Annotated in this window: 17 protein-coding genes and 1 pseudogene; 14 read left to right on the top strand and 4 right to left on the bottom strand. The window is 71.4% G+C overall.

All coding sequences use genetic code 11. The features are described 5' to 3' along the window. The 14 genes and pseudogenes from CEK65_RS12805 to CEK65_RS12740 all read left to right on the top strand — a co-directional run. A partial coding sequence (locus CEK65_RS12805) for a hypothetical protein (protein ID WP_152181979.1) occupies positions 1–4,667 on the top strand: 4,667 nt, incomplete at its 5' end. A 157-nt stretch (positions 4,668–4,824) separates the two neighbouring features. Continuing rightward, entirely contained in the window at positions 4,825–6,720 is a 1,896-nt protein-coding gene (locus CEK65_RS12800) for a S8 family peptidase (RefSeq protein ID WP_017908691.1), read from the top strand. Between the two features lie 280 nt (positions 6,721–7,000). Further along, positions 7,001–8,731 (top strand): type II secretion system ATPase GspE, encoded by a 1,731-nt coding sequence (gene gspE / locus CEK65_RS12795; RefSeq protein WP_017908692.1) that lies wholly within the window; start codon positions 7,001–7,003, stop codon positions 8,729–8,731. Between the two features lie 133 nt (positions 8,732–8,864). Next, positions 8,865–10,079 carry a type II secretion system F family protein gene (locus tag CEK65_RS12790; RefSeq protein WP_017908693.1) on the top strand — a complete coding sequence of 405 codons (1,215 nt, stop codon included), beginning with the start codon at positions 8,865–8,867 and terminating at the stop codon, positions 10,077–10,079. 675 nt (positions 10,080–10,754) lie between these two features. Continuing rightward, complete coding sequence (gene gspG / locus CEK65_RS12785) at positions 10,755–11,192, top strand: type II secretion system major pseudopilin GspG (protein WP_026143220.1); 438 nt, start codon at positions 10,755–10,757, stop codon at positions 11,190–11,192. 78 nt (positions 11,193–11,270) lie between these two features. Next, on the top strand, positions 11,271–11,720 hold the full coding sequence (locus CEK65_RS12780; RefSeq protein WP_226980568.1) for a GspH/FimT family pseudopilin: 450 nt from the start codon (positions 11,271–11,273) through the stop codon (positions 11,718–11,720). Beyond that, positions 11,717–12,133 (top strand): prepilin-type N-terminal cleavage/methylation domain-containing protein, encoded by a 417-nt coding sequence (locus CEK65_RS12775; protein ID WP_017908496.1) that lies wholly within the window; start codon positions 11,717–11,719, stop codon positions 12,131–12,133. The genes CEK65_RS12780 and CEK65_RS12775 overlap by 4 nt, the downstream gene beginning before the upstream one ends. Further along, entirely contained in the window at positions 12,130–12,783 is a 654-nt protein-coding gene (locus CEK65_RS12770; RefSeq protein WP_152181977.1) for a type II secretion system protein J, read from the top strand. Before CEK65_RS12775 ends, CEK65_RS12770 begins: the two co-directional genes overlap by 4 nt. After that, entirely contained in the window at positions 12,780–13,637 is an 858-nt protein-coding gene (locus tag CEK65_RS12765) for a type II secretion system protein GspK (protein WP_152181976.1), read from the top strand. The genes CEK65_RS12770 and CEK65_RS12765 overlap by 4 nt, the downstream gene beginning before the upstream one ends. After that, on the top strand, positions 13,634–14,758 hold the full coding sequence (locus CEK65_RS12760) for a PilN domain-containing protein (protein ID WP_017914613.1): 1,125 nt from the start codon (positions 13,634–13,636) through the stop codon (positions 14,756–14,758). Before CEK65_RS12765 ends, CEK65_RS12760 begins: the two co-directional genes overlap by 4 nt. Next, positions 14,739–15,320, top strand: a pseudogene (gene gspM, locus CEK65_RS12755) (type II secretion system protein GspM); the annotation flags it as partial. The gene CEK65_RS12760 and the pseudogene gspM, both read left to right, overlap by 20 nt. 235 nt (positions 15,321–15,555) lie before the next feature. After that, on the top strand, positions 15,556–16,329 hold the full coding sequence (gene xpsN / locus CEK65_RS12750) for a type II secretion system protein XpsN (protein WP_026144257.1): 774 nt from the start codon (positions 15,556–15,558) through the stop codon (positions 16,327–16,329). An 11-nt stretch (positions 16,330–16,340) separates the two neighbouring features. Then, the gene (gene gspD, locus CEK65_RS12745; RefSeq protein WP_152181974.1) at positions 16,341–18,626 is read left to right on the top strand and encodes a type II secretion system secretin GspD; all 2,286 of its coding nucleotides are present in this window, start codon (positions 16,341–16,343) and stop codon (positions 18,624–18,626) included. Between the two features lie 4 nt (positions 18,627–18,630). After that, on the top strand, positions 18,631–19,464 hold the full coding sequence (locus CEK65_RS12740) for a glycosyltransferase (protein WP_152181973.1): 834 nt from the start codon (positions 18,631–18,633) through the stop codon (positions 19,462–19,464). A 639-nt stretch (positions 19,465–20,103) separates the two neighbouring features. Here the strand turns inward: CEK65_RS12740 and CEK65_RS12730 are convergent. From CEK65_RS12730 to CEK65_RS12715, 4 genes are all read right to left on the bottom strand, one after another. Beyond that, positions 20,104–20,835: a UTRA domain-containing protein gene (locus CEK65_RS12730; protein ID WP_152181972.1), complete on the bottom strand. Its 732-nt coding sequence runs from the start codon at positions 20,833–20,835 to the stop codon at positions 20,104–20,106. 173 nt (positions 20,836–21,008) lie between these two features. Then, entirely contained in the window at positions 21,009–21,581 is a 573-nt protein-coding gene (gene pnuC / locus CEK65_RS12725; RefSeq protein ID WP_152181971.1) for a nicotinamide riboside transporter PnuC, read from the bottom strand. A gap of 505 nt (positions 21,582–22,086) precedes the next feature. Then, positions 22,087–24,267 carry a TonB-dependent siderophore receptor gene (locus CEK65_RS12720; RefSeq protein WP_152181970.1) on the bottom strand — a complete coding sequence of 727 codons (2,181 nt, stop codon included), beginning with the start codon at positions 24,265–24,267 and terminating at the stop codon, positions 22,087–22,089. Positions 24,268–24,371: 104 nt separating this feature from the next. Continuing rightward, the gene (locus CEK65_RS12715; RefSeq protein ID WP_152181969.1) at positions 24,372–25,523 is read right to left on the bottom strand and encodes an aminoglycoside phosphotransferase family protein; all 1,152 of its coding nucleotides are present in this window, start codon (positions 25,521–25,523) and stop codon (positions 24,372–24,374) included. Positions 25,524–25,708: the final 185 nt, after the last annotated feature.

Raw genomic sequence — 25,708 nt, 5'->3', positions numbered from 1 at the left:
TGCAGAGCACCGCGCTGGGCTACTTCGCCTATGCACCGGGCGACCATGCCAGCGCGCTGGGCGCGCAGTCCTGGGCCAGCGGCGCCAACAGCACCGCGCTCGGCTACTACAGCACCGCGTTTGCGGCCGACAGCGTGGCGCTGGGCGCCAACGCGGTGGCGCGCCGGGCCAACACGGTCTCGGTCGGCGATGCCGGCAGCGAGCGGCAGGTGGTCAACGTCGCCGCGGGCACGCAGTCCACCGATGCGGTCAACCTCGCGCAGCTGGATGCGGTGCGCGCCACTGCCGAAAGCACTTCCAAGTTCTTCGCCCACAGCGGCGGCGGCACGGTCGGCGCCTATGCCGACGGCGCCGGCGCGCTGGCCGCCGGCGATGCGGCCAATGCCTACGGCAGCGGCGCGGCGGCGTTCGGCAGCGGCGCGGCGGCGATGGGCGATGACGCGGTGGCGCTGGGCAACGGCAGCACGGCCGCCGGCACCGGCGGCACCGCCATCGGTGGCCGCGGCCAGGCCTACGACCAGTACAACCAGCCGATCGTCGATGCCGACGGCAAGCCGGTGCTGGTCGGTGCCAATGCCGGCGAGAACGCCACCGCGCTCGGCGCGGGCGCGCAGGCGACGGGCAGCGTCGCCACCGCCACCGGCTACGGTGCGCAGGCCACCGGCGACCACAGCACCGCCGGCGGCTACAAGGCGCGTGCGACCGGCAACTACAGCCTGGCGCAGGGCGACAACGCCTGGGCTAGCGGCGAGGACGCCAGTGCGGTCGGCGCTTACGCCTGGGCCACGGCCGATGGCGCGTCGGCGTTCGGCACCTCGGCCTGGGCCACCGGCACCAACGCCTCGGCGTTCGGTACCGGGGCGTGGGCCAGCGGCAGCGGCGCTACTTCGATCGGCTTCAACAGCTGGGCGCCGGGGCTGAGCGCCACCGCGGTCGGTCGCGGCGCGTTCGGCTACGGCAACTACAGCGTGGCGCTGGGCTTCCAGGCGCTGGGCAACCAGGTCAACACCATCGCCATCGGCACCAACACCGTGGCCGACGCGGAAAGCGCGATCAGCATCGGTGCCGGCAGCGAGGCCACCGCCGCCAATGCGGTGGCGCTGGGTGCCGGGGCGGTCGCCGACCGCGCCTACAGCGTGTCGGTGGGCAGTGCCGGGCAGGAGCGGCAGATCACCAACGTGGCCGCCGGCACCGAGGCCACCGATGCGGTCAACGTCGCCCAGCTGGATGCGGTGAAGCAGGCCGCGGCAGCGACCAGCAAGTACTTCCAGGCCAGCGGCAGCGCCGACAGCGATGCCGGCGCCCTGGTCGACGGCGACAATGCGCTGGCGGCCGGCGAGGCCGCCAACGCCACCGCCGACGGCGCCACTGCGCTCGGTGGCGGCGCCAATGCCGTGGCCGCCGGGGCGACCGCGATCGGCTTCAACGCCGTCTCCAGCGGGGTCGATGCGGTCGCGCTGGGCAACGCCAGCCAGGCGTCGGGCGAGAACAGCATCGCCATCGGCAGCAACGCCCAGGCCAGCGAGATCGGCGCCACCGCCAGCGGCGCCGGCGCGCAGGCCAGCGGCACCTATGCCACCGCCACCGGCAACGAAGCGGTGGCCTCGGACAACCAGGCCACGGCCACCGGCTTCCGCAGCGCTGCCTCGGGCATCGGCGCCACCGCACTGGGCGGCTACAGCGAGGCCACCGGCTACCTGTCCTCGGCACTGGGCTATGGCGCGCTGGCCTCCGGCAGCTACGGCACTGCGGTCGGCGTGTCCTCCACCGCGTCCGGCAGCAGCAGCGTGGCGGTGGGCGAGTACAGCGTGGCCTCCGGCGAGGAGAGCGTGGCGGTCGGCGGTACTTCGTTCTTCGGCCTGATCCCGGCCGAGGCCTCGGGCGCCAACAGCGCGGCGTTCGGCGCTGGTGCCGGCGCCACCGCCGACTTCAGCAGCGCGCTCGGCAGTCTCAGCTACGCCAGCGCCGACAGCGCCAGTGCGTTCGGCTACGGCGCCTACGCGTCCGGCGTCAACAGCGTGGCCCTGGGCGCGAACTCCGAAGCGGCGCGCGACAACACCGTCTCGGTGGGCAGCGCCGGCAAGGAGCGGCAGATCACCAGCGTCGCCGCCGGTACCGAAGCCACCGACGCAGTCAATGTCGCGCAACTGAACGAGGTGAAGCAGTCCGCCGACGCCACCGGCAAGCAGTTCAAGGCCAACGGCGGCAGCGACCCGGCCGACGATGTCGGCAGCTACGTGGAGGGCAATTACGCCACCGCCGCCGGCGAAGCCAGCAACGCCTACGGCACCGGTGCCTCGGCCTTCGGCAGCGGCGCGCTCGCGGGTGCCCGCTACGCCACCGCGTCCGGCTACAACGCCACCGCCACCGGCGAATCCAGCACCGCGATCGGCGGCTCGCTGTACTACACCGACGCGTCCGGCAACGTGCTGCTCGACGGCACCACCACCGCCAGCGCCGCCGGCGCCACCGCGCTGGGCGCAGGTGCGCAGGCCAGCGGCACGTTCAGCAGCGCCAGTGGCGCCGGTGCCGTCGCCAGCGGCCTGCAGGCCACGGCCGACGGCTACAAGGCCAACGCCGGCAGCGACTACAGCACCGCGGTCGGTGCCTTCAGCGCCGCCAGCGGCACTCGCACCAGCGCGTTCGGTTACGGCGCGGCGGCGGCGGGCAACTACGCCTCGGCGCTGGGCTGGGGCAGCACCGCCTCCGGCGCCTATGCCGCGGCGCTGGGCTACAGCGCCCGTGCCACCGGCGAGGATGCGACCGCGCTCGGCGCCTCGGCCTGGGCCACGGCGGCGCAGACCACCTCGGTCGGCCAGTTCGCCTGGGCTACGGCGCAAGGCGGCACCGCGATCGGCCAGAACGCCTTCGCCTACGGTGGCACCAATGCCACGGCGCTGGGCATCAACGCCTCGGCCAGCGGCGCCGGCAGCGTCGCCCTGGGTTCGGGCGCGCGCACCAGCGAAGCCAACGTGGTGTCGGTGGGCGGCGGCAACGGCGTCACCGCGCCGGCCACGCGCCGCATCACCAACGTCGGCGCGGCGGTCAACGCCACCGATGCGGTGAACAAGGCGCAGCTGGACGCGGTGGCCACCGCGGCCGGCGACACCAGCGCGCGCTTCCAGAGTTCCGGTACCGCGGTGGCCAGCGCCAGCGGCGTGGACAGCACCGCGGCCGGTGCCGGCGCCACCGCCAGCGGCCTGCGCAGTTCCGCGCTGGGCGTGGGCAGCGTCGCCGCCGGCGCCGGTGCCACCGCCAATGGTGCCGGCAGCTCGGCGACCGGTGCGCGCAGCACCGCGATCGGCCTGCAGACCAACGCGATCGGCGAGAACGGCGTGGCGATGGGCTACAACAGCTTCGTCCGCAACAGCGGCAGCAACGGCGTCGCGCTCGGCGCCAATGCCGGCGTCTCGGCGGACAACGCGGTGGCGCTCGGTGCCGGTTCGCGGGTGTACGAGGCCGACACCGTGTCGCTGGGCAGCGGCAACGGCCGCGGCGGCCCGGCCACCCGGCGCATCGTCAACCTGACCGCCGGCAGCGTCGCCGCCGGCAGCACCGACGCGATCAACGGCGGCCAGCTGTACCAGTCGCTGAGCAACATGGCCACGTTCCTGGGTGGCGGTGCCGGACTCGGCGCGCAGGGCCTGTTCGTGGCGCCCACGTACGTGATCCAGGGTGCCAGCTACAACAACGTCGGCGCGGCACTGGCGGCGCTGGACGGCAAGGTCAGCGAACTGGATGCGCGCACCGGCGGCAGCGGCACCGCGGCACGCAGCGCGCGCATGGTCGGTACCAGTGCGGTGGCCGCGCAGGCCACCGAGGCGGCGCCTGCGGCGTCGGCCGCGACCGCTGCAACCGCGGCGGCGACGCCGGTGTCCGGCAGCATCGGCACCGCGCAGGTCGGCGAAAGCACGGCGGTCGCCTCCAGCGCCACGGCGGTGGGGACCGCCGCGCGCGCCAACGACGTCACCGGCACCGCCATCGGTGGCAGCGCCTACGCGCACGGCCCCAACGACACCGCGATCGGCAGCAACGCCAAGGTCAATGCCGACGGCAGCACCGCGGTGGGCGCCAACAGCCACATCGCGGCGGTGGCGACCAACGCGGTGGCGATGGGCGAGGGCGCCAGCGTCAGCGCGGCCTCGGGCACCGCCCTCGGCCAGGGCGCCAGCGCCACCGCGCAGGGCGCGGTCGCACTGGGGCAGGGGTCGGTGGCCGATCGTGCGCAGACGGTCTCCATCGGCAGCGCCGGCAACGAGCGTCAGCTCGCCAACGTCGCCGCCGGCACCCAGGCCACCGATGCGGTCAACAAGAGCCAGCTCGACAACGGCGTGGCTACGGCCAAGTCGTACACCGATGCGCGCTTCGGCACCATGGCCGACAGCTTCGAGGTGCTGCGCGGCGACGTCGATGCGCGGTTGCGCGACCAGGACCGCCGCATCGACCGCCAGGGCGCGATGAGCGCGGCCATGCTCAACATGGCCACCAGCGCCGCCGGCATCCGCACCCAGAACCGGGTCGGTGCCGGCATCGGCTTCCAGAACGGCGAGTCGGCGCTGTCGGTGGGCTACCAGCGCGCCTTCAGCGACCGCGCCACGGTGACCATCGGCGGTGCCTTCAGCAGCGACGACAGCTCCATCGGCATCGGTGCCGGTTTCGGCTGGTGATCCATCGCGGACGGCGGCGCGTACCGCCGTCCGCCACGCAATGGCCTGAGGGGGCAGACCACAGGACCTTGGCTGGGCCGGCCAACGGATTCGGAAAAAGGGAGTTTTACGGCCGCAACTGTCGCCTGATCCACGAAACTTTGAAGAGGACGTCAACGTGATCGACAAGCAAAACCTTCGTATCAATGCCATCGCCGCCGCCATGCTGGCGATGTCGCTGGGAGCCTCGAGCGCGATCGCGGCCAGCGCCTCGGCGCCGCTGCCGGTCAAGGAACCGGGCAGGTCCGCGCCGGCCGATGCGGTGACCTCCAACCGCATCCTGGTGCGCTACAACGCCGGCACCGCCGCGGCCAGCGACCGCAGCGCCAAGCTGTCGACGGTGCAGTCGGCGGTGGGCCGTGCCAGCCTCGGCGGCAGCAACGGCATTTCGCGCGCGGCCGCGGCCAGCGTGCGCGCCGAGTATGTGCGGACCCTGGGCATCGGCGCGGACCTGATCCGCCTGACCGGCAAGCTGAGCAAGGCCGACCTGGACAAGGTGGTGGCGGAGATCGCCGCCGACCCGACGGTGAAGTACGCGCAGGTCGACGCCAAGCTGCGGCCGGTCGACGTGCTGCGGGCCAAGACGCAGGTGCAGCCGCAGTTGGTGCCCAACGATCCGCTGTACGCGCAGTACCAGTGGCACTACAGCAACGCCACCGGCGGCATCAACCTGCCGGCCGCGTGGGACGTGTCCAAGGGCGACGGTGTCGTCGTCGCGGTGCTCGATACCGGCATCCTGCCGAATCACCCGGACGTGGCGGTGAACCTGCTGCAGGGCTACGACTTCATCTCCGACAAGGAGGTCTCGCGGCGTCCGACCGACGCCCGCGTGCCGGGCGCGCTGGACTACGGCGACTGGGTCGAGAACGACAACGAGTGCTACGCCGGCTCGGTGGCCGAGGACAGCTCCTGGCACGGCAGCCATGTCGCCGGCACCGTCGCCGAAGCGACCAACAACGGCATCGGCATGGCCGGCGTGGCGCCCAACGCCACCGTGCTGCCGGTGCGCGTGCTCGGCAAGTGCGGCGGCTACACCTCCGACATCGCCGACGCCATCGTCTGGGCCTCGGGCGGTACCGTGTCCGGCGTGCCGGCCAACCAGAACCCGGCCGAGATCATCAACATGAGCCTGGGCGGCGGCGGTGCCTGCGACAGCGCCACCCAGGACGCGATCAACGGCGCGGTGTCGCGCGGCACCACGGTGGTGGTGGCCGCCGGCAACAACACCGCCAATGCCGCCAACTTCAGCCCGGCCAGCTGCGACAACGTGATCGCGGTCGGCGCCACCCGCATCACCGGTGGCATCACCTACTACTCCAACTTCGGCGCCAAGGTGGACCTGTCCGGTCCGGGCGGCGGCGGCAGCGTCGACGGCAACCCGGGCGGCTACATCTGGCAGAACGGCTACAGCGGCGCGACCACGCCGACCTCCGGCAACTACACCTACATGGGCCTGGGCGGCACCTCGATGGCCTCGCCGCACGTGGCCGCGGTGGCCGCGCTGGTGCAGAGCGCGCTGATCGCCGCGGGCAAGGCGCCGCTGACCCCGGCCGCGCTGGAAACCCTGCTCAAGCAGACCGCGCGTCCGTTCCCGGTGTCGATCCCGTCCAGCACCCCGATCGGCACCGGCATCGTCGACGCCAAGGCCGCCCTGGCCAAGGCGCTGGAAGAGCCGTGCGATCCGGCCACCGAGCAATGCGCGCCGCCGGCGACCGCGCTGACCAACAAGGTGGCGGTGGCGGGCCTGGCCGGTGCCGCGGGCAACGAGGCGCTGTACAGCTTCGAGGCCAAGGCCGGTGCGGTGCTGAGCTTCCTCACCTACGGCGGCAGCGGCAATGTGTCGCTGTATGTGAGCTTCGGCAAGGAGCCGGGCACCGGCAACGCCGACGCCAAGTCGACCCGTCCGGGCAACAACGAGACGGTGCGCTTCACCGCGCCGCAGGCCGGCACCTACTACATCAAGCTGGTCGGCGAGAGCACCTACAACGGCGTCAGCCTGGTCGCGCGCCAGTAAGCGTACGCGGCGCAGGGAAGCGCCATGCGGTTCCAGGAAACCCGGCTCCGGCCGGGTTTCCTGCATCTGGGGCAGCGCCGTGTCGGCCCACTCCGCGACTGCAGCAACGCGCAACGCAACTGCCCATCATGTCCTGCCAGGATGTCAGGCCGATGACCGTGGCGGGCCTGCCGGTGCCGGTCCGTTGGCCGCCCGGTAGACAGCGGCGGGGGAGTGCGCCGGATTCGGCGTCGGGTCATGCCGAACTGCTAAAGTCGCACGGTCATCTGGGAGGGATCGCGTGAATGCGCTCGTGAAGGACACTGCCGTCGCCGTGGAGACGCCCGAAACCCGCATCATCGCGGCGTTGCTGGCCAAGGGCCGGCTCAAGGACGGCGACCTGGCGCGCGCGCGGCAATTGCAGCGCGAGTCCGGCGGCAGCCTGCTGGCGCTGCTGGCGCGCCTGGGCCTGGTCTCCGAGCGCGACCATGCCGAGCTCAGCGCCGAAGTCCTGGGCCTGCCCCTGCTCGACGCCAAGCAGCTGCCGGCCACCGCGCCGGAGAGCCTGCCCGAGGCGCAGCCACTGTCGCTGCGCTTCCTCAAACAGTTCCATGTGTGTCCGCTCGGCGAGCGCGACGGCGTGCTGGAACTGTGGATGGCCGATCCGCACGACGCCTACGCCGCCGACGCGGTGCGCCTGGCCACCGGCCTGCAGGTGCTGCCGCGGGTCGGCCTGCGCTCGGAGATCGACGACCTGATCGAGCGCTGGTTCGGCCAGGGCCGCAGCGCGATGGGCGCGATCGTGGAAACCGCCGACGGCGACAGCGTCGCCGCCGACGACATCGAGCACCTGCGCGACCTGGCGTCCGAGGCGCCGGTGATCCGCCTGGTCAACCTGGTGATCCAGCGCGCGGTGGAACTGCGCGCCTCGGACATCCACATCGAACCGTTCGAGAGCCGGCTGAAGGTGCGCTACCGCGTCGACGGCGTGCTGATCGACGGCGAGAGCCCGCCGGCCAACCTGACCGCGGCGGTGATCAGCCGCGTCAAGATCATGGCCAAGCTCAACATCGCCGAGCGCCGTCTGCCGCAGGACGGCCGCATCATGCTGCGGGTGCAGGGCAAGGAACTGGACCTGCGCGTGAGCACCGTGCCCACCGCGCACGGCGAGAGCGTGGTGATGCGCCTGCTCGACCGCGAGACCGTGGTGTTCGACTTCCACCGGCTCGGCTTCACCGACGCGTTCCTGCCGCAGTTCCGCAAGGTGCTGGAGCAGCCGCACGGCATCCTGCTGGTCACCGGCCCCACCGGCTCGGGCAAGACCACCACGCTGTACACCGCGCTGAGCCAGCTCAACACCGCCGACGTCAAGATCATCACCGTCGAGGACCCGGTTGAGTACCAGATCGAGGGCATCAACCAGATCCAGGCCAAGCCGCAGATCGGCCTGGACTTTTCGCACGCGCTGCGCAGCATCGTGCGCCAGGACCCGGACATCATCATGATCGGCGAAATGCGCGACTTGGAGACGGCGCGCATCGCCATCCAGTCCGCGCTGACCGGCCACCTGGTGCTGTCGACCCTGCACACCAACAACGCCGCCGGCGGCATCACCCGCCTGCTCGACATGGGCGTGGAGGACTACCTGCTGACCTCCACCATCAACGGCATCCTCGCCCAGCGCCTGGTGCGGCGGCTGGAGCCGACGCATGCCGAGCGCTATGCGGCCTCGCCGGAGGAGATCGAGAAGTTCGAACTGCGCCGGCTGCAGCCGGAAGGCGAGATCTTCCTGTACCGCCCGCGGCCCTCGGCGATCGCGCCGACCGGCTACGTCGGCCGCACCACCATCATGGAATTCCTGGTGATGAACGACGTGCTGCGGCGCGCGGTGATGCGCCACGCCGGCATGGGCGAGATCGAGCAACTGGCGCGTGAGGCCGGCATGCGCACCATGTACGAGGACGGCTTGGCCAAGGCACTCAGCGGCCAGACCACGATCGAGGAAGTGCTGCGCGTGACGGAGGAAACCTGATGCGCGCGATCTGCGCTCCGGTGGTGACGACGTGTCGCTGCGCCGTGCGCCGGCGGTCCGCGCTCGGGAACGTATGGACCGCGCACGACGCGCGTTCCCATTCCCGATTCCCCATTCCCCACTCCCAGCCCTGATGCCCCTGTACCGCTACAAGGCCCTGGACTCGCACGGCGAGGTCCTGGAAGGGCAGATGGAAGCCGCCAGCGAGGCGGAGGTGGCGCTGCGCCTGCAGGAGCAGGGGCATATGCCGATGCAGGCCCGGCTCGCCGCCGAGGGCGGCGGCACCTCGCTGCGCGGGTTGTTCCGGCCCAAGCCGTTCGACGGCGCGGCGCTGGTGCAGTTCACCCAGCAGCTGGCGACGCTGCTCGGCGCCGGCCAGCCGCTGGATCGCGCGCTGTCGATCCTGCTCGAGCTGCCCGAGGACGAACGTTCCAAGCGCACCGTCGGCGACATCCGCGACGCGGTGCGCGGCGGCGCGCCGCTGTCCACCGCGCTGGAGCGCCAGCACGGGCTGTTCTCGCGCCTGTACATCAACATGGTGCGCGCCGGCGAGGCCGGCGGCAGCCTGCACGACACCCTGCAGCGCCTGGCCGAGTACCTGGAGCGCAGCCGCGAACTGCGCGGGCGGGTGATCAACGCGCTGATCTATCCGGCGATCCTGGTCAGCGTGGTCGGCTGCGCGCTGCTGTTCCTCCTCGGCTACGTGGTGCCGCAGTTTGCACAGATGTACGAGAGCCTGGACGTGGCCCTGCCGTGGTTCACCCAGGCGGTGCTGAGCGTGGGCCTGTTCGTGCGCGACTGGTGGATCGTGCTGCTGGTGGTGCCGGGCGTGACCATCCTGGCGGTGGACCGCAAGCGCCGCGACCCCGCATTCCGTGCCAGCTTCGACGCCTGGCTGCTGCGCCAGCGCTTCGTCGGCGTGCTGATTTCGCGGCTGGAGACCGCGCGCCTGACCCGCACCCTCGGCACGTTGCTGCGCAACGGCGTGCCGTTGCTGGCGGCGCTGGGCATCTCCCGCAACGTGCTGTCGAACCTGGCGCTGACCGCCGACGTCGGCGCCGCCGCCGACGACGTCAAGAACGGCCATGGGCTGTCGGCGTCGCTGTCCAAGGGCAAGCGCTTCCCGCGCCTGGCGCTGCAGATGATCCAGGTCGGCGAGGAATCGGGCGCACTCGACATCATGCTGCTGAAGACCGCCGACACCTTCGAGCAGGAGACCGCCCAGGCCATCGACCGCCTGCTGGCGGCGATGGTGCCGGCGATCACCCTGGTCCTGGCCTCGGTGGTCGGCCTGGTGATCATTTCCGTCCTCGTCCCCCTCTACGACCTCACCAATGCGATTGGGTGAGGCCATGCGCTTGCGAACCGCAGGTTCGCGCATGGCCGAACGCCCGGCCATGGATGGCCGGGCCGGTCTATCCGGAGCCGGCGATGTGACGCCATGGACGGCAGCGGCCTTGCCTGCTGCGTCTGCGCGGCGCGCCATGGCGCATGTGGCGCCGAACGCCCGGCCAGGGATGGCCGGGCCGGTGGTTCCGGCGCTCGCGATGCCGCGCCATGGACGGCTGCGCAGTCATCTGGCGCAGCGTACGAGCGAATCGAAGGAGGCCATGCGCTTGCGAACCGCAGGTTCGCGCATGGCCGAACGCCCGGCCATGGATGGCCGGGCCGGTCTCTCCGGAGCCGGCGATGTGACGCCATGGACGGCAGCGGCCTTGCCCGCTGCGTCTGCGCGGCGCGCCATGGCGCATGTGGCGCCGAACGCCCGGCCCCGTCCGGGCCTCAGGCGACTGCCGCGGAATGTGACGCCGCGCGGTCCCGACCGGGAACCTTCCGCCGCCGCCCCTGTCCCATTGCCAGCGGCGCCGCGCGCGCCGGCCGTGGCCGTGCGTGCGCGCGGCGCGGATCCTCCACCGCCCGGCGTGACGGCGTGCGTGACGCGCCGCTGTACCGCCGGCCGGCATCGGCTGCCATCGTCACCGTGTTCGGCTACATAGGTCTTCCACCGCAAGGATCCGATGCAATGCGCACTCTTCGCCGCTCCCTGACCCGTTCCCCGTCCGCCGCACGCCAGGCGGGCATGAGCCTGCTGGAAATCATCATCGTCATCGTGCTGATCGGCGCGGTGCTGACCCTGGTCGGCAGCCGCGTGCTCGGCGGCGCCGACCGCGGCAAGGCCAACCTGGCCAAGTCGCAGATCCAGACCCTGGCCGGTAAGGTCGACAACTACCAGCTCGACACCGGCAAGCTGCCGTCCAAGCTCGACGACCTGGTCACCGCGCCGGGCGGCGTCAGCGGCTGGCTCGGCCCGTACGCCAAGCCGGCCGAACTGAACGACCCCTGGGGCCACCCGATCGAATACAAGGTGCCCGGCGAAGGCCGGCCGTTCGACCTGATCAGCCTGGGCAAGGACGGCCAGCCCGGCGGCAGCAGTTACGACGCCGACATCAAGTACGAGTGATCCGGCGCCGTGATCCGGGCCCCTGCCGGCGCGCTGCGCTTCGGCGTGCCGGCGTGCGCGCCGGCTGCGCGTGCGCGCATGCGCGGCGTGTCGCTGCTGGAGATGCTGCTGGTGGTGGGCCTGATCGCGATCGCCGCGCTGCTGGCGGCCTCGGTGCTGACCGGCGGCATCGACGGCATGCGCCTGCGCTCGGCGGCCAAGGAGATCGCCTCGCAGCTGCGCTACACCCGCGCCCAGGCGATCGCCAGCGGCCAGCCGCAGCGCTTCCTGATCGATCCGCAGGCGCATCGCTGGCAGGCGCCCAACGGCCGCCACGGCGAGATCCCGCCGTCGCTGACGATCGGCTTCACCGGTGCGCGTCAGGCGCAGCGCCGCGACGGCGAGGGCGCGATCCAGTTCTTCGAGGACGGCGCCTCCACCGGCGGGCGCATCGACCTGCAGGCGCGCCAGGCGCGCTGGCGCGTCGACGTGACCTGGCTGACCGGCGAGGTCACGGTCGGGCGCGCACCGGACCAGGCGGGCCCATGAACCGCCAGCGCGGCTACACCCTGATCGAGGTGATCGTGGCGTTCGCGCTGCTGGCGCTGGCGCTGACCCTGCTGCTGGGCTCGCTGTCCGGCGCCGCACGCCAGGTGCAGCGTGCCGACCAGTTGAGCCGCGCCACCCTGTACGCGCAGTCGCTGCTGGCGGCGCAGGGCGTGGAGCAGCCGCTGCAGCCGGGACGCAGCCAGGGCACGCTGGATCAGGGTCGCTACCGCTGGACCCTGGACGTGGCGCCCTACGCCGACCCGCGGCGGCCGCCCGATGCCGCGGTGACGCCGGGCGCGCCGACCTTGCTGCAATTGACCCTGCAGGTGCGCTGGGGCGATGCGCCGGCGCAGGCGCTGCAGTGGAAGACCCTGCGCCTGGTCGCCCCGCAAGGCAACGGGGTGCCGCAATGATCACGCGCGCGCCGCCGCGCGCCACCGCGCGCGGCTTCACCCTGATCGAAGTGCTGCTGGCTACGGTGCTGCTGGTCGGCGGCCTGACCCTGGCCTTCGCCACGCTGCGCTCGGCGATGGCGATCAGCGGCCGCGGCGAGGCGATCGCCGGACGCAGCGAACGCATGCGCGCGGTCGAGGGCTTCCTGCGCCGGCGCCTGAGCGGCGCGCAATCGCTGCCGCTGGATATCGACACACACACCCTGCAGCCGGTGCGTTTCGTCGGCGAACCGCAGCGCATGCAGTTCGTGGCCGATCTGCCCGAGTACCTCGGCCGCGGCGGCCCCTACCTGCACGACCTGCGTGTCAGCGGCGAGGGCGACCATCGGCAACTGGCGATCGCGCTGGTGCAGGTGCAGGCCGGCAAGCAACTGCCTGAGACCCCGCCACGCCCGCCCGAGCCGCTGGCGCGCGACCTGCGCGAGGTGCGCTTCCGCTACCGCGGCCTGGACCCGGAGCGCGGCACCATCGGCCCCTGGCAGGAGCGCTGGGAGCGCACCGACACGCTGCCGCTGCTGGTCTCGATCGAGTTGCGCAGCGGCGACGGCACGGCGTGGCCGCCGCTGGTGGTGGCGCTGCGCCAGGCCGGCGGCGCGGAGATGCGGCAATGAGCGCGACGCATCGCCACCGCGGCGCCGCGCTGGTGCTGGTGCTGTGGCTGATCGCGCTGCTGACCGCGCTGATCGGCGCGTTCGCGCTGACCGCGCGCACCGAGAACCTGCAGGGCAAGGTGCTCGGCGACGGCGCCGAGGCGCAGGAGCGCGCCCGCGCCGGCCTGGAATACGCGCTGACCCGGCTCGCCGGCACCCCCACGCAGCCGGGCTGGCGTGCCGACGGCCGGCGCTACCGCTGGCAGTACGAGGGCGCCACCGTCGACCTGCGGGTCACCGACGAGAGCGGCAAGGTCGATCTGAACATGGCCGATGCACAGCTGCTGGCGGCGCTGGTGCGCGCGGTCGGCGAGGATCCGCAGCGCGCCGAGCGCATCGCCGCGGCGATCGTGGACTGGCGCGACCCGGACAATCTGACCCAGCCCAACGGCGCCGAGGATCCGGACTATGCCGCCGCCGGTTTGCCCTACGGCGCCAAGGATGCGCCGTTCGAAAGCCTGGCCGAACTGCAGCTGGTGCTGGGCATGGACCCGGAGCTGTACGCCAAGCTGCTGCCCAACCTGACCCTGTACGGTGGGGTGTCGCGGCCGACGCCGGACTTCGCGCCGGGGCCGGTGCTGACCGCGCTCGGCCTGGACGCGCAGCAGGTGCTGGCGCAGCGCGAACGCACCGACCAGACCCAGCTCGGCATGGTCGGCATGGGCGGTGGCGGCACCTACAGCATCGAAAGCCGGGCGCGGCTGGGCAGTGGCCGCGAGGGCGTGTTGCGCGCCGTGGTGCGCCCAGGCTCGTCGGCGCTGCCGGGCTCCGCCTACACTGTGTTGCGTTGGGAAGAAGGAACGACGGTGCGATGACGGCGTGGCGCGACACGATGGACAAACTTGGCGTACGCATCGCCCCCGGTGCGGGCGGGCTGCTGGCCTGGTGGCAGCGCTCGCTGATGGCGTGGCTGCCGCCGCGCTGGCAACTGCAGCTGGGCTGGTCGCAGGCGCGGCTGCTGCTGTGGCGCGAGGGCGAGCAGCTGATGCTGGCGCGGCAGGTCGAGTCCGAACTGGGCGCGCCGCTGGCGCTGCCGTGGCCGCTGCTGCCCGACGAACTGGAGGCGCTGCTGGGGCCGCGCCTGGCGGCGCTGCCGCGGGTGTGGCTGTTGCCGGCCGAGGCGGCGTTGCAACGCCATCTGCGCCTGCCGGCGGCGGCCGCCGAGCACCTGCGCGAGGTGGTGAAGTTCGAGATCGACCGGCAGACCCCGTTCCAGGCCGACCAGGTGATCTACGACGTGCGCGCCGACGGTCGCCGCGACGACGCCCAGCTCGACGCCGAACTGGTGGTGGCCCCGCGCCGCGTGCTGGACGACCTGCAGGCCAGCGCCGGCGCGCTGCGCCCGACCCTGGCCGGCATCGACGTCGCCGGCAGCGATGGCGCGCCGCTGGGAGTGAATCTGCTGCCGCAGGAACAGCGCCACCGCCGCGCCGACCCGATGCGGCGCTGGAACGCGATTCTTGCCGCCACCGCGCTGCTGGCGCTGTGCGCGGCCGGCTGGCAACTGCTGGACAACCGCCGCGATGCGCTGGAGCACCTGCGCACCCAGGTGGACAGCGGCGCGCAGCGCGCGCGCGCGGTCGCCGCGCAGCGCCAACAACTGCTCGATCTGGTCGAAGGCGCCGCGTTCTTCGACCAGTTGCGTGCCGAGCGCCCGGCCTCGGTCGAGGTCTGGAACGAATTGAGCAAGCGCCTGCCGGAGGGCACCTATCTGGAGAAGTTCTCGATCGAGGGCAACCAGTTGCAGTTGATCGGCCTCAGCAGCGAAGCCTCGTCGCTGGTCGGGCGCCTGGAAGGCTCGCCGCTGTGGCGCACGCCGTCGCTGACCGGCGTGCTGCAGGCCGATCCGGGCAGCCACCGCGACCGCTTCACCCTCACCGCCGAGCTGGCCGGCACCAAGCGCAAGGAGGCCGCCGATGCCGGTGCAGGTCGATAAGCGCGACCGCTGGCTGGCGCTGGGCCTGCTGCTGGCGGCGCTGGCGCTGGGCTACCTGGTGCTGGTGCATCCGTGGTGGACCGTGCCGATGCGCGAGGTCGATGCGCAGATCCAGGAACTGCAGCAGCGCGAACTGCGCGTGCGCATGCAGTTGCAGCAGGCGCCGCAGGTGGCGCAACGGCTGCAGCAGGCGCAGCGCGAACTGGCCACGCGCCCGGGCTTCCTGCGCGAGACCTCGGCCGAACTGGCCTCGGCCGGTCTGGTGCAGCGCCTGGAAAGTGCGGTGGCCACGGCCAGCCCCGGCAACCGCAGTTGCGCGATCAGCAACCGCTCGCCGCTGGCCGCCGACAACCGCAGCGACCGCTTCACCCGCGTGGCGGTGCAGGTGCGCCTGCGCTGCGGCACGCCGGAGCTGGCGGCGGTATTGCATGCGCTGGAAAGCGGCACGCCGGCGCTGTTCATCGACAACCTCAACGTGATGGCGCAGCGCTACCAGCTCTCGCCGGGCGAGAGCGGCAACGGCCTGGACGTGGCCTTCGAACTGGCCGGCTACCTGCGTCCGAACGCGATGCCGGCGCCGCCGGCGGCGTCCACCACACCGGACCCGTCGGCAGCAGCGGCCCCCGCCGCGGCCACGCCGGTGATGAACGCCGGCGGTTCCGCCGGCGCTGGCCCGACCGAGCCGGCCACCGTGCCGTCGCCGCCGCCGGCCACGCCCAGCGCGACCAACCCGCCAGGTGCGCCCGGCGCCGCGAATGCCGCGCCGGCGGACCTGCCGCAACAGGTGGAGGGCCGCCATGCGAATTGAAGCGATGGGCCTGCGTACCGTGTGGCTGGGCACGCTGGCGCTGTGGGGGCTGCTGATCTGGGCGTTGGGCCTGGGCGGGCTCGGCGAACGCGTGGCGCCGCTGCCCGACGATCCGTCGATGCTGCAGCGGCTGCCGGGCTTGCCCGCGGCCACCACACAGCGCCTGGGCGATTTCTCGCAGTACGGCGAGATCGCCGCGCGCCCGGTGTTCGCTGAGGATCGCCGTCCGCATCCGTTCTTCCTCAGCGCCGACAACGGCCAGGCCGCCGCGCCCAACGTGCGCCTGACCGGCGTGCTGCTCACCGACCGCTTCAAGATGGCGACGCTGACCACCGAGCAGGGCGAATCGCTGCGCCTGAAGGAAGGCGGCGACGCCGTGCAGGGCTGGCGGCTGCTGTCGCTGTCGCCGCGCCAGGCCACGGTCAGCGGTTCCGGTGGCACCCAGACCCTGGAATTGAAGGTGTTCGACGGCAAAGGCGGGCAGCCGCCGACCGTGCTCGGCCAGGCCGGGCGTGCCGCGCAGGGGCAGATGCCGCCGCCGGCGTCCGCGCCCAATGGCCAGTCCAACGCCAACGCGCCGCGCCCGCCGAACCAGTCCACCCCCAACCCGGTGCCGAACCAGGCACCGACCCCGAGCGCCCCTCAGCCGTCGTCGCCGGCTCCGTCGTCGGAGCAGTTGCAGGCCATCCGCGAGCGGATCGAAGCGCGCCGTCGGCAATTGCAGCAACAGCGCCAGAACAACCCCTCAGGTCAGAACCCTTGAAGAGTGATCGCATGACGCCGCGTCTGTTTTCCCTGTTCCTCGCCATCGGCCTGGTGGCCGGCTGCGCCACCACGCCCTCGCCGGACATCCGTCGCGGCGCCGCGATCAACCCCCAGGTCGGCGCGGCCGGCAGCACCCAGAGCGACGGCCAGGGCGGCCCGGCCGATCCCAACGCCTTGCCCGAGCGCGCCACCCCGGTGATCCGCCGCGGCAGCGGCACCATGATCAATTCCGCGGCTGCCGCGGCGCCGGCGCCGTCGCTGGGCAACGCCAGCAGCGGCAGCGCCACCTTCAACTTCGAGGGCGAATCGCTGCAGGCGGTGGTCAAGGCCATCCTCGGCGACATGCTCGGGCAGAACTACGTGATCGCGCCGGGCGTGCAGGGCACGGTGACCCTGGCCACGCCCAAGCCGGTGTCGCCGGCGCAGGCGCTGAACCTGCTGGAGATGGTGCTGGGCTGGAACAACGCACGCATGGTCTACAGCGGCGGCCGCTACAACATCGTCCCCGCCGACCAGGCCCTGGCCGGCACGGTGGCGCCGAGCACCGCCTCGCCGGCCAACGCGCGCGGTTTCGAGGTGCGCGTGGTGCCGCTGAAGTACATCTCCGCCAGCGAGATGAAGAAGGTGCTGGAGCCGTACGCGCGGCCGAACGCCATCGTCGGCATCGACGGCTCGCGCAACGTCATCACCCTGGGTGGTACCCGCGCCGAGCTGGAGAACTACCTGCGTACCGTGCAGATCTTCGACGTCGACTGGCTGTCGGGCATGTCGGTGGGCGTATTCCCGATCCAGTCGGGCAAGGCCGAGCAGGTCGCGGCCGATCTGGAGAAGGTGTTCGGCGAGAACAGCAAGACCCCCAGCGCCGGCATGTTCCGCTTCATGCCGCTGGAGAACGCCAACGCGGTGCTGGTGATCACCCCGCAGGCGCGCTACCTGGACCAGATCCAGGAGTGGCTGGACCGCATCGACAGCGCCGGCGGCGGCGCGCGGCTGTTCTCCTACGAACTCAAGTACATCAAGGCCAAGGACCTGGCCGACCGCCTGGCCGAAGTGTTCGGCGCCGGCGGCGGCAACCGAGGCGACTCCAACGCCTCGCTGATGCCGGGCTCGCAGATGAGCCAGTTGAACGGTGGCGGCCTGGGCGGCTTCAACGGCAGCGACAGCAGCAGCCTGGGCGGCAGCAGCCTGGGCAGTAGCGGCAGCAGCGACAGCCTGGGCAGCAGCAGTTCCTCCGGCAGCAGCAGCGGCGGCGGCCTGGGCAATGGCAGCCTGCAGCTGTCGCCGCGCACGTCCGGCAACGGCAGCGTGACCCTGGAAGTGCAGGGCGACAAGGTCGGCGTGTCGGCGGTGGAGGAAACCAACACCCTGCTGGTGCGCTCGACCCCGCAGGCCTGGCGCTCGATCCGCGACGTGGTCGAGAAGCTCGACGTGATGCCGATGCAGGTGCACATCGAGGCGCAGGTGGCGGAGGTCAATCTGACCGGTAAACTGAAGTATGGCGTCAACTGGTACTTCGAGCAGGCGGTGAATGCGCCGGCCAATGCCGACAACATCGGCATTGGCGGTGGCGCGAATCTGCCCAGCGCGGCCGGCCGCAAGATCTGGGGCGACATCGCCGGCAGCATCACCGGCAGCAGCGGTTTGGGCTGGACCTTCCTGGGCAGGAACGCAGCCGCGGTGATTTCTGCACTGGATCAGGTCACCAATGTCAAACTGCTGCAGACGCCTTCGGTGTTCGTTCGCAACAATGCCGAAGCAACACTCAACGTGGGCACGCGCATCCCGATCAATTCAGTCAGCGTCGACACGGGCCTGGGCACCGGCGCTACATATTCCTCGGTGAACTACCTGGATACCGGCGTGATCCTCAAGGTGCGTCCGCGTGTGACCAAGGACGGAATGGTGTTCCTGGACATCGTGCAGGAAGTCAGCTCGCCCGGCGCGGCGCCGACCAATTGCGGCACCAGCGCTGGCACCAGCGTCGCCTGCAACGTCCCGATCAACACGCGTCGCGTCAAGACCGAGGCGGCGGTACAGAGCGGTGACACCATCATGCTGGCCGGCCTGATCAGCGACAGCACCACCGACGGCAGCAACGGCGTGCCGTACCTGAGCAAGCTGCCGGTGGTTGGTGCGCTGTTCGGGCAGAAGACCCAGGACAGTAATCGGCAGGAAGTGATCGTGTTGCTGACCCCCTCGATCGTGCGCAACCCGCAGGAAGCGCGCAATCTCACCGATGAGTACGGAGCGAAGTTCGAGGCCATGAAGCCGCTGCCGGCACGCGGCAAGAAGTAAGCGGGTGAGCCTGCCCATCGTGCTGCTGGCGGTCGGCGTCGACGACGTCGCGCTGGACGCCTGCCTGGGCGCGTTGGAAGCGAACACGCCGGCCGGCACCCGCGTGTGGCTGGCCGACGATGCGCAGGCCGGCCCGCGCGGCATCCGGGTGATCGAGGCCTGGCTGGCGCGCACGCGCCTGCAGGCCGACTACACGCGGCGGCCGCGCATGCTCGGCGAGGTGGCGCATGTAGACGAGATGCTGCGTGCCTGCGGCGATGCCGACGTGGCGGTGCTGGCGGCCGATGCGCAGCCCGGGCCGGGCTGGCTGCTGCAGTTGAGCGCCTGCCTGGCGCGCGACGCGGCCATCGCCAGCGCCACGCCGTGGAGCAATGCCGGCGAAGCCTGTGCGTGGCCGCGGCTGGGCGAGATCAATCCGCTGCCCGAGGATCCCGAGCGCCTGGCACGGGCCTGCGCGGCCCTGCCGCCGCTGCATCCGGAACTGCCGTCGGCGGTGTGCCACGCGGTGGTGCTGCGCGGGGTGGCGCGGCAGCGTGCCGGCGGCCTGGACGCCAGCAGCTATGGCTCCTGGTATGCGGCGCTGACCGATCTGTCGCTGCGCATGGCCGGGCTCGGCTGGCGCAACGTGCTGTGCGAGACCGCGCATGTCGCGTGCAGTGGCGAAGGCCGCGCCGCCGACGGCGACATGGACGCGCTGGCTACGCGCTGGCCGGCCTGGCACGCGCGCCTGGCCGGCTTCCTGATGCACGATCCGCTGCGCGCCTGCCGCGAAGAGTTACAGCGCCTGTACGACACGTTGCCGCCGCCGGATCCGCAGCGTGTGCTGTTCGATGTCTAGTGCGTTCGTGTCGAGGTCGCTCCAACAATTCAGCGATGGTGGCAACAAGCTCAAGAGCAAAGCTTTCGCCTTGCGGCGAGTTACTTTTCTTTGCTTGTGCAAAGAAAAGTAACCAAAAGAAAGCACACCCTGCCTCGCGCCCTCCGCGCTAACGCGCTCCGGGTCCGCGTCCATCCCGGGGATCCGCGGAAGGGGCATCCTGCCCCTGCCGCGGACGGCGCACATCCATGTGCGCCGCCCTTCGGGTGTTTCCCCGGGATGGCCGCCGCTTCGGAAGGGAACCCGGTAAGTCAAAAGCAAGGGCAACAGCAACAATCAAAGCCAAGCGACCGCGACTCCTGCAGGGACTGGCGGTGATCGGTGTCCGGGCGCAATGAGGGAGGGAGTCTCGCCCCCTTTTTGTGGGGTCCAGTCCCGACGGCTTCCGAGGTCCTATCGTCCGCCTACTCCGTTCGTCGTGGTTGCATGACAGTTGACTCCCTCAGCGGCTTGCGGCGAGCCCGCCGGATGCACTGTGGGAGGGACTTCAGTCCCGACGCATTGCGCCATCGGAAAGCACGCACCACTTCGCGCGTCGCAGCTGCATGACATTTGACTCCCACAACCTCCCGTGCCTGGTTGTCATCGCCGCAGATCCGCTTATTCCCCCGGCGCGTAGACATCCACCGACACTTCCAGCACGTCGTGGCGCCAGGACTCGATGTCGAATTCCACGGCACGTCCGTCGGGATCGTAGCTGACGCGCTGCAGGCGGAAGCACGGCGTGCCGGCGGTGGATTGCAGCAGCACGGCCTGCTCGGCATCGAGCGTGGCCGGATACATCGACAGCCGGCTGCGCGCCTGCCGCAAGCCCAGGCGCTGGGTCAGCACCGCGCTCAGCGAGCCGGCCAGGTCGTGGTCGAGCAGGCGCGGCGCCCACGCGGCGAGGATCGCATTGGTCTCCAGCAGCACGGCGCGCCGTCCGATCCAGCGGCGGCGGCGCAGCACGAACACCTCGGCATCGGGATCGTCCAGGTGGAGGTGCCGGGCGAGCGCCGGGCCGGCCGGCTGGCGCTGCGCGGCGAGCAGTTCGGTGCGCGGGACGCCGCCCTGCGCGGCCACGTACTGCATGAAGCCGGCGATGCTGTTGGGGTCGTGGCGTACCCGCGGCGCGCTGACGAACCAGCCGCGGCGATTCTCGCGGTAGATGTGCCCGTCCGATTCCAGTTGCTGCAGCGCCTCGCGCAAGGTGATGCGGGTGCAGCCGAACAACGCGGCCAGCTCGCGCTCCACCGGCAGGCGCTGGTCGGCGCGCCATTCGCCGGCGGCGATGCGCGCCAGCAGCGCATCGGCGATGCGTTGAGCGAAGCCGGCGGTGGTGGCGAAGTGCATGCGAAATCCAGAGCGTGGAGAAGCGTGGCTGACAAGACTACGCTGCCGGTAGGCACGCGGACGATGCGGGCGTCTGATGTTCGCGTGATGCTCGTGCGGCTGCGGCGCGCCATTCGCATCGAGTTGACGACGGCACGCGCTGCGCCGCCAGGAAGCAAAGAGCGCGTGGCGTGTCAGGTGACGGCTTGCGCGCGGCGCAGATCGGCCTGCCACAGGCGCAGTCCGTACACCGCCAACACCACGAATCCGGCGTACAGCGCGGCGGTCGGGTACAGCCCCTTGTACACGAACACGCCGACGTAGACGCAGTCCAGCACGATCCACAGGCCCCAGTTGGCGATGCGCTTGCGCGCGGCCCACACGCTGGCGACCACGCTGAACGCCGACAACGCCGCGTCCAGCCACGGCAGCGCCGCATCGGTGTGACGGTGCATCCACCAGCCCAACAGCGCCGCGCCGACGGCGCCGGCCAGCAGCGAACGCAGGCCTTCGCCCCATGGCAGCGGCCCGACCTGGACCTTGCCGTCGTCGCCCAGCCCGTTGCTCCAGCGCCACCAGCCGTAACCCTGCAGCACCACGTACAGGCCCTGCAGCAGCATGTCCGAATACAGCTTCCACTGATAGAACAGCCACGCGTACAGCAGCACCGCCACCACGTTGACCGGCCAGCACCAACGCACCCGCCGCGCGGTCAGCCATACACCCAGGACGTTGATCAGTACGGCGAGCAATTCGAGCGGGGACATGGTGGGGAGGCCGGGAGTGGGGATTGGGGATTGGGGATTGTTCGCGAGCGCAGTGCATTACGCGCGTGTTGTAGGAGTGGCTTCAGCCGCGACCCGTCAGTAATAGCGCGTCACGGCTGAAGCCGCTCCCGCAGGGGCTGGCGGCAAACCGGCCGAGTGCACTGTGGGAGGGACTTCAGTCCCGACGCATTGCGCCATCGGAAAGCACATCACTTCGCGCGTCTCGACTGCATGACAGTGGATTGCCACCTTGGTCATCGGCGCGGCTGGTGTTCGAAAGTGGCAGCAGTGGATGACCTCATGGTGGATCCGGAGAACAGGGGTAGGCGCTTTTGTGAGCGAAGAAGACAGTGTTCGTCGAAGGAGCAGCGCTTGTCTGTGGGAATCAGTCGCGACCGGTCAGCAATAGCGCGTCGCGGCTGAAGCCGCTCCGACACAGGTGACGCGCCATGTCCCGCTTTTGGCTTTTACCAATCCCGAATCCCCATTCCCCATTCCCGGCCCTTCAAAAATCAAACTGCAGCGCCAGCCGCGCCGTCCGCGGCGCGCCGAGGAACAGATAGTCGTCGCCTTCGTAGGCACCGACGTCGCGCCAGTAGCGCTTGTCGGTGAGGTTGTCCACGCTCAGTCGCAGCGTGGTCGGCACCGTGCCCAGCCGGGTGGCGTAGCGGGCGCCGAGGGTGTAGACGCTGTAGCCGCCGACGGCGACCTGGCCGCTGCGGTCGGCGTACTTGGCGCCGCTGTAGTGCGCGCCGCCCAGCAGCGCCAGGCCGCTGACGCCGGGCACGTCCCAGGTGGCCTGGGCGCTGGCGCGCAGCCGCGGCACGTTCAGTGCCTGGTGGCCTTCGTCGCCCGGCGTGCCGGTGTCCTCGGCGCGCGCGCGGATGCCGGCGACGCTGGCCTGCAGGTGCAGGCCGGCGCCCAGCGTGCCGGCGGCGGACAGTTCGATGCCGCGGTTGTGCAGGCGGCCCTGCTGCACGAACAGGAAACTGCCGTCGGCCTGCGGTTGCGCGTACTGGTTGGCCTGGCGCATGTCGAACAGCGCTGCGCCCAAAGTCACGCCATCGCGCTCGAACTTCATGCCGGCCTCGCGCTGGTAGGCGCTGGTGGGGGCGAGGATGCTGTCGGCGTTGCTGGCGAACCACGGCGCGGTGCCGCCCGGGGCCAGGCCCTTGGCGAAACTGGCGTACAGCGACAGCGACGGCTGCAGCTTGAACAGCAGCGCCGCCTGCGGCAGAAACACCGAACGGCGCGTGCGTCGGGTCAGGCTGCCGTCGCGGTCCCAGGCGCGTTCGTCGTAGCGCACCTGGCGTGCGCCCAGCAGCAACTGCCAGGCATCGCCGATGCCGATGCGGTCGCTGGCCAGCAGCGCGGTCTGCGCGCTGTCCAGGCGCCGACGCTTGGGGCCGAGCACGGCGTCGGCCGGCGCCAGCAGCGGCGGGTCGGCATCGATGTTGCCGCTGCCGATCATCTCGTTGATCGAGCCGTGGCGGTCGATGGTGCGATGCAGGTAGTCGACGCCGACCTGGAACTGGTGCTGCAGCGCGCCGGTGCTGGCGCTGCCGCTGGCGATCGCCTGCAGTTCGTCGTTGCGGCGGCTGTCGGCAGGGCTGCGGTAGTCGTAGATGTCGTAGTCGCCTTCGCGGCTGAAATGGTTGGGCACCGCGTCGCCGGCGCAACTGGCCGCGCCGTAGCAGCCCCAGGCGAAGCTGGAGTAGTCGTCGATCAGCGCGCGGCTGTGCGATGCGGCCACATGTACAGCCCAGGCGTCGCTGAAGCGGTATTCGTAGCGCGCCTGCGCATTCAGCGCCTCGATGCCGACCGGCCTGGACCACGGCTGGTAGGCGAGCAGGCGATGCACGGACACTCCGCTCGGCACCTGCGTGCCGCCGAGCAACTGATAGCCCGGCACCGAGCGCTGCTGGCGGTCCTGGTATTCCACGTCCAGTTGCAGGGTCGACTGCGGGTCGATGTTCCAGTCCGCCGCCAGCGACAGGAAATTGCGGTGGCCGTCGGCGTGATCGACATAGCTGCGCAGGGTCTCGTGCGCGGCGTTGACGCGCAGGCCAAACTGGCGCTCGCTGCCGAACCAGTCGCCCAGGTCCACCGCCGCACCGCGGCTGCCGTCGTCGTCGCCGCTCAGCACCAGGCTGCGCACGTGCTGCGGGCGCTTGGTCTGATAGTCGATCACGCCGGCCGGCGTGGTGATGCCGGACAGCACCCCGGACAGGCCCTTGAGCACCTGCACCTGCTCCTTGTTCTCCAGCGCCACGTTCTGTTCGCCGGCGATGGTCAGGCCGTTGATGCGGTAGCTGTTGGCCGCATCCAGCGAATAGCCACGGACCAGGAAGTTCTCGTAGTAGCCGATCGGCGCGTAGCTGTCGCCGACCGCGGCGTCGGCGCGCAGCACCTCGCTGAGCACGCGCACCTGGCGGTCGGCCAGCTGCGTGCGGTCGATCGTGTCGATCGCCATCGGCGTATCCAGCAGCGGCGCGTCGCCGTAGCCGCTCAGGCTGCTGCGGTCGTGCGGCTGGCGGCCCTGCACGTTGACCGCGTCCAGTTCGACCGGGGTCTGCGTGCTGGCGGGCGCTGGCGCAGCGTCGGCGGCCAGGGCCGGCAGCGGCAGGGCGATGGCCAGGGCCAGCGCGAGGGCGTGCGGAGCGGGGAAGCGGCGGGTGGGAAGCATGCGGAACGACCTCGGGGAAACGAAACGAAGGAGAGAAGCGGCAGCGCCAAGCGGTGCGCGCACGGCGGGCGTGACGGCGGACGTGTCGGGGTGGATGCGACGGTTCATGACGCGGCCGCCGCGCGCCGCTGCAGGTGCCGCAGCAGGCGCTGGCCCTCGCTCTCGCCGAACCAGGCGGCGTGGCCGAGCAGGTAGCGGCGGTAGGCGATGTCGGCGTGCGCGTCCGAGCCGGTGATGCCGGCGAAGTACTCGATCTCGCTGAGTGCGAAATCCGCATGCACCAGCGGCAGCAGCGCGGCCAGCAGGCGCAGGTGCGCCGCGTCCAGCGGCAGCAATGTGGCGTAGCCGTGCAGCAGCGCATCGAGCTGGTCGAGATCGGCGACGGCGCTGCCGCCGTCGTCCAGTTGCAGCCACGGGATCAGGTTGCGCTCGATCGCGGTGGCCAGGTCGAACAGGGCGAAGGTCCGGTCGGCCAGGCCGAAATCGAACACCGCGCTGACCGTGCTGGCGGCGCCGTGGCCGCGCCACAGCAGGTTGGAGGCGTGCCAGTCGCCGTGCGTCCACAGCGCCGGCGGCGGCGTCTGCAGCAGCGGCCAGGCCTGCGCGTGCCAGGGCAGCAGCTGCGCGCGCAGGTCGCCCTGCCAGTCGCGCTGCTGCAGCCATGCGGCCAGCGCAGGGCGCCGTGCCAGATCGTGTTCCAGCGCCTGCAACGGCCGCGGCTGGGCGAACAGGCGCAGGTTGGCGACCAGCACGGTGGTGCTGCGTGGCGGCGCGGCGTAGCCGGCGGCGGCGCGGTGCAGCGCGGCCAGCGCGCGGCCGGCGGCAGCGGCATGGGCGGTGTCGGCGAACGGCGTCCACGACATCGCCTCGCGATAGCGGTCCTCGCCCTCGCCAGCGCGCATCACCTCATAGGTCCAGTGGCCACGCCGCACCGCGCTGGCGCCATCGCGGTCGCGCAGCACCTCCGGCACCGGCACGCCCTGCGCGCGCAGCTGCGCGATGAAGGCATGCTCCTCGCCCAGCGCGTGCAGGTCGCGCACGCGGCAATGGTGACGCTTGACGAACAGCGTGCCGGCGGCGGTCTCGACCTCCGCCGCCGCCGAAAACGGGCGGGGGCTGTGCCAACGCAAGGCGTGCAGGAGGCCGGGCAGGGCGTACTGCTGCAGCAGGGCTTCCACCTCGCCGTCGGACAGCGGCGGCCAGTCGGCGGCCACGGTCTGCGTGCCCATGCCGTGCATCTGGTGGCGGGCGCTCATGCGCGTGCCTCGCGGTGCCGGCACGACCCGGCGCGCCGTGCCAGCGGCCGCAGCCTGGGCATGCCATGCGCCACAGCGCGGCCCTTGCGGGTGGTTGGTCTAGACCAGAAGCGAGGAGGCCTGGGACAGGGCCCGGTCGCGTGATCGGGAGCGGAGAAGCGGGCGCCGCCGGCATCTCGGCATGG

Source organism: Xanthomonas sp. LMG 12459 (assembly GCF_009192905.1).
Taxonomy (GTDB): domain Bacteria; phylum Pseudomonadota; class Gammaproteobacteria; order Xanthomonadales; family Xanthomonadaceae; genus Xanthomonas_A; species Xanthomonas_A sontii.
Note: the sequence above shows the minus strand (reverse complement) of the source record. Positions and strands in the feature narration are given on the sequence as shown.

Excerpts from the sequence above, each read along its gene's own strand:
- CEK65_RS12790 (WP_017908693.1), top strand. The coding sequence starts at position 8,865 with ATGCCCCTGTACCGCTACAAGGCCCTGGACTCGCACGGCGAGGTCCTG.
- gspG (WP_026143220.1), top strand. The coding sequence starts at position 10,755 with ATGCGCACTCTTCGCCGCTCCCTGACCCGTTCCCCGTCCGCCGCACGC.
- CEK65_RS12780 (WP_226980568.1), top strand. The coding sequence starts at position 11,271 with ATGCGCGGCGTGTCGCTGCTGGAGATGCTGCTGGTGGTGGGCCTGATC.
- CEK65_RS12775 (WP_017908496.1), top strand. The coding sequence starts at position 11,717 with ATGAACCGCCAGCGCGGCTACACCCTGATCGAGGTGATCGTGGCGTTC.
- CEK65_RS12770 (WP_152181977.1), top strand. The coding sequence starts at position 12,130 with ATGATCACGCGCGCGCCGCCGCGCGCCACCGCGCGCGGCTTCACCCTG.
- CEK65_RS12765 (WP_152181976.1), top strand. The coding sequence starts at position 12,780 with ATGAGCGCGACGCATCGCCACCGCGGCGCCGCGCTGGTGCTGGTGCTG.
- CEK65_RS12760 (WP_017914613.1), top strand. The coding sequence starts at position 13,634 with ATGACGGCGTGGCGCGACACGATGGACAAACTTGGCGTACGCATCGCC.
- xpsN (WP_026144257.1), top strand. The coding sequence starts at position 15,556 with ATGCGAATTGAAGCGATGGGCCTGCGTACCGTGTGGCTGGGCACGCTG.
- gspD (WP_152181974.1), top strand. The coding sequence starts at position 16,341 with ATGACGCCGCGTCTGTTTTCCCTGTTCCTCGCCATCGGCCTGGTGGCC.
- CEK65_RS12730 (WP_152181972.1), bottom strand. The coding sequence starts at position 20,835 with ATGCACTTCGCCACCACCGCCGGCTTCGCTCAACGCATCGCCGATGCG.
- pnuC (WP_152181971.1), bottom strand. The coding sequence starts at position 21,581 with ATGTCCCCGCTCGAATTGCTCGCCGTACTGATCAACGTCCTGGGTGTA.
- CEK65_RS12720 (WP_152181970.1), bottom strand. The coding sequence starts at position 24,267 with ATGCTTCCCACCCGCCGCTTCCCCGCTCCGCACGCCCTCGCGCTGGCC.
- CEK65_RS12715 (WP_152181969.1), bottom strand. The coding sequence starts at position 25,523 with ATGAGCGCCCGCCACCAGATGCACGGCATGGGCACGCAGACCGTGGCC.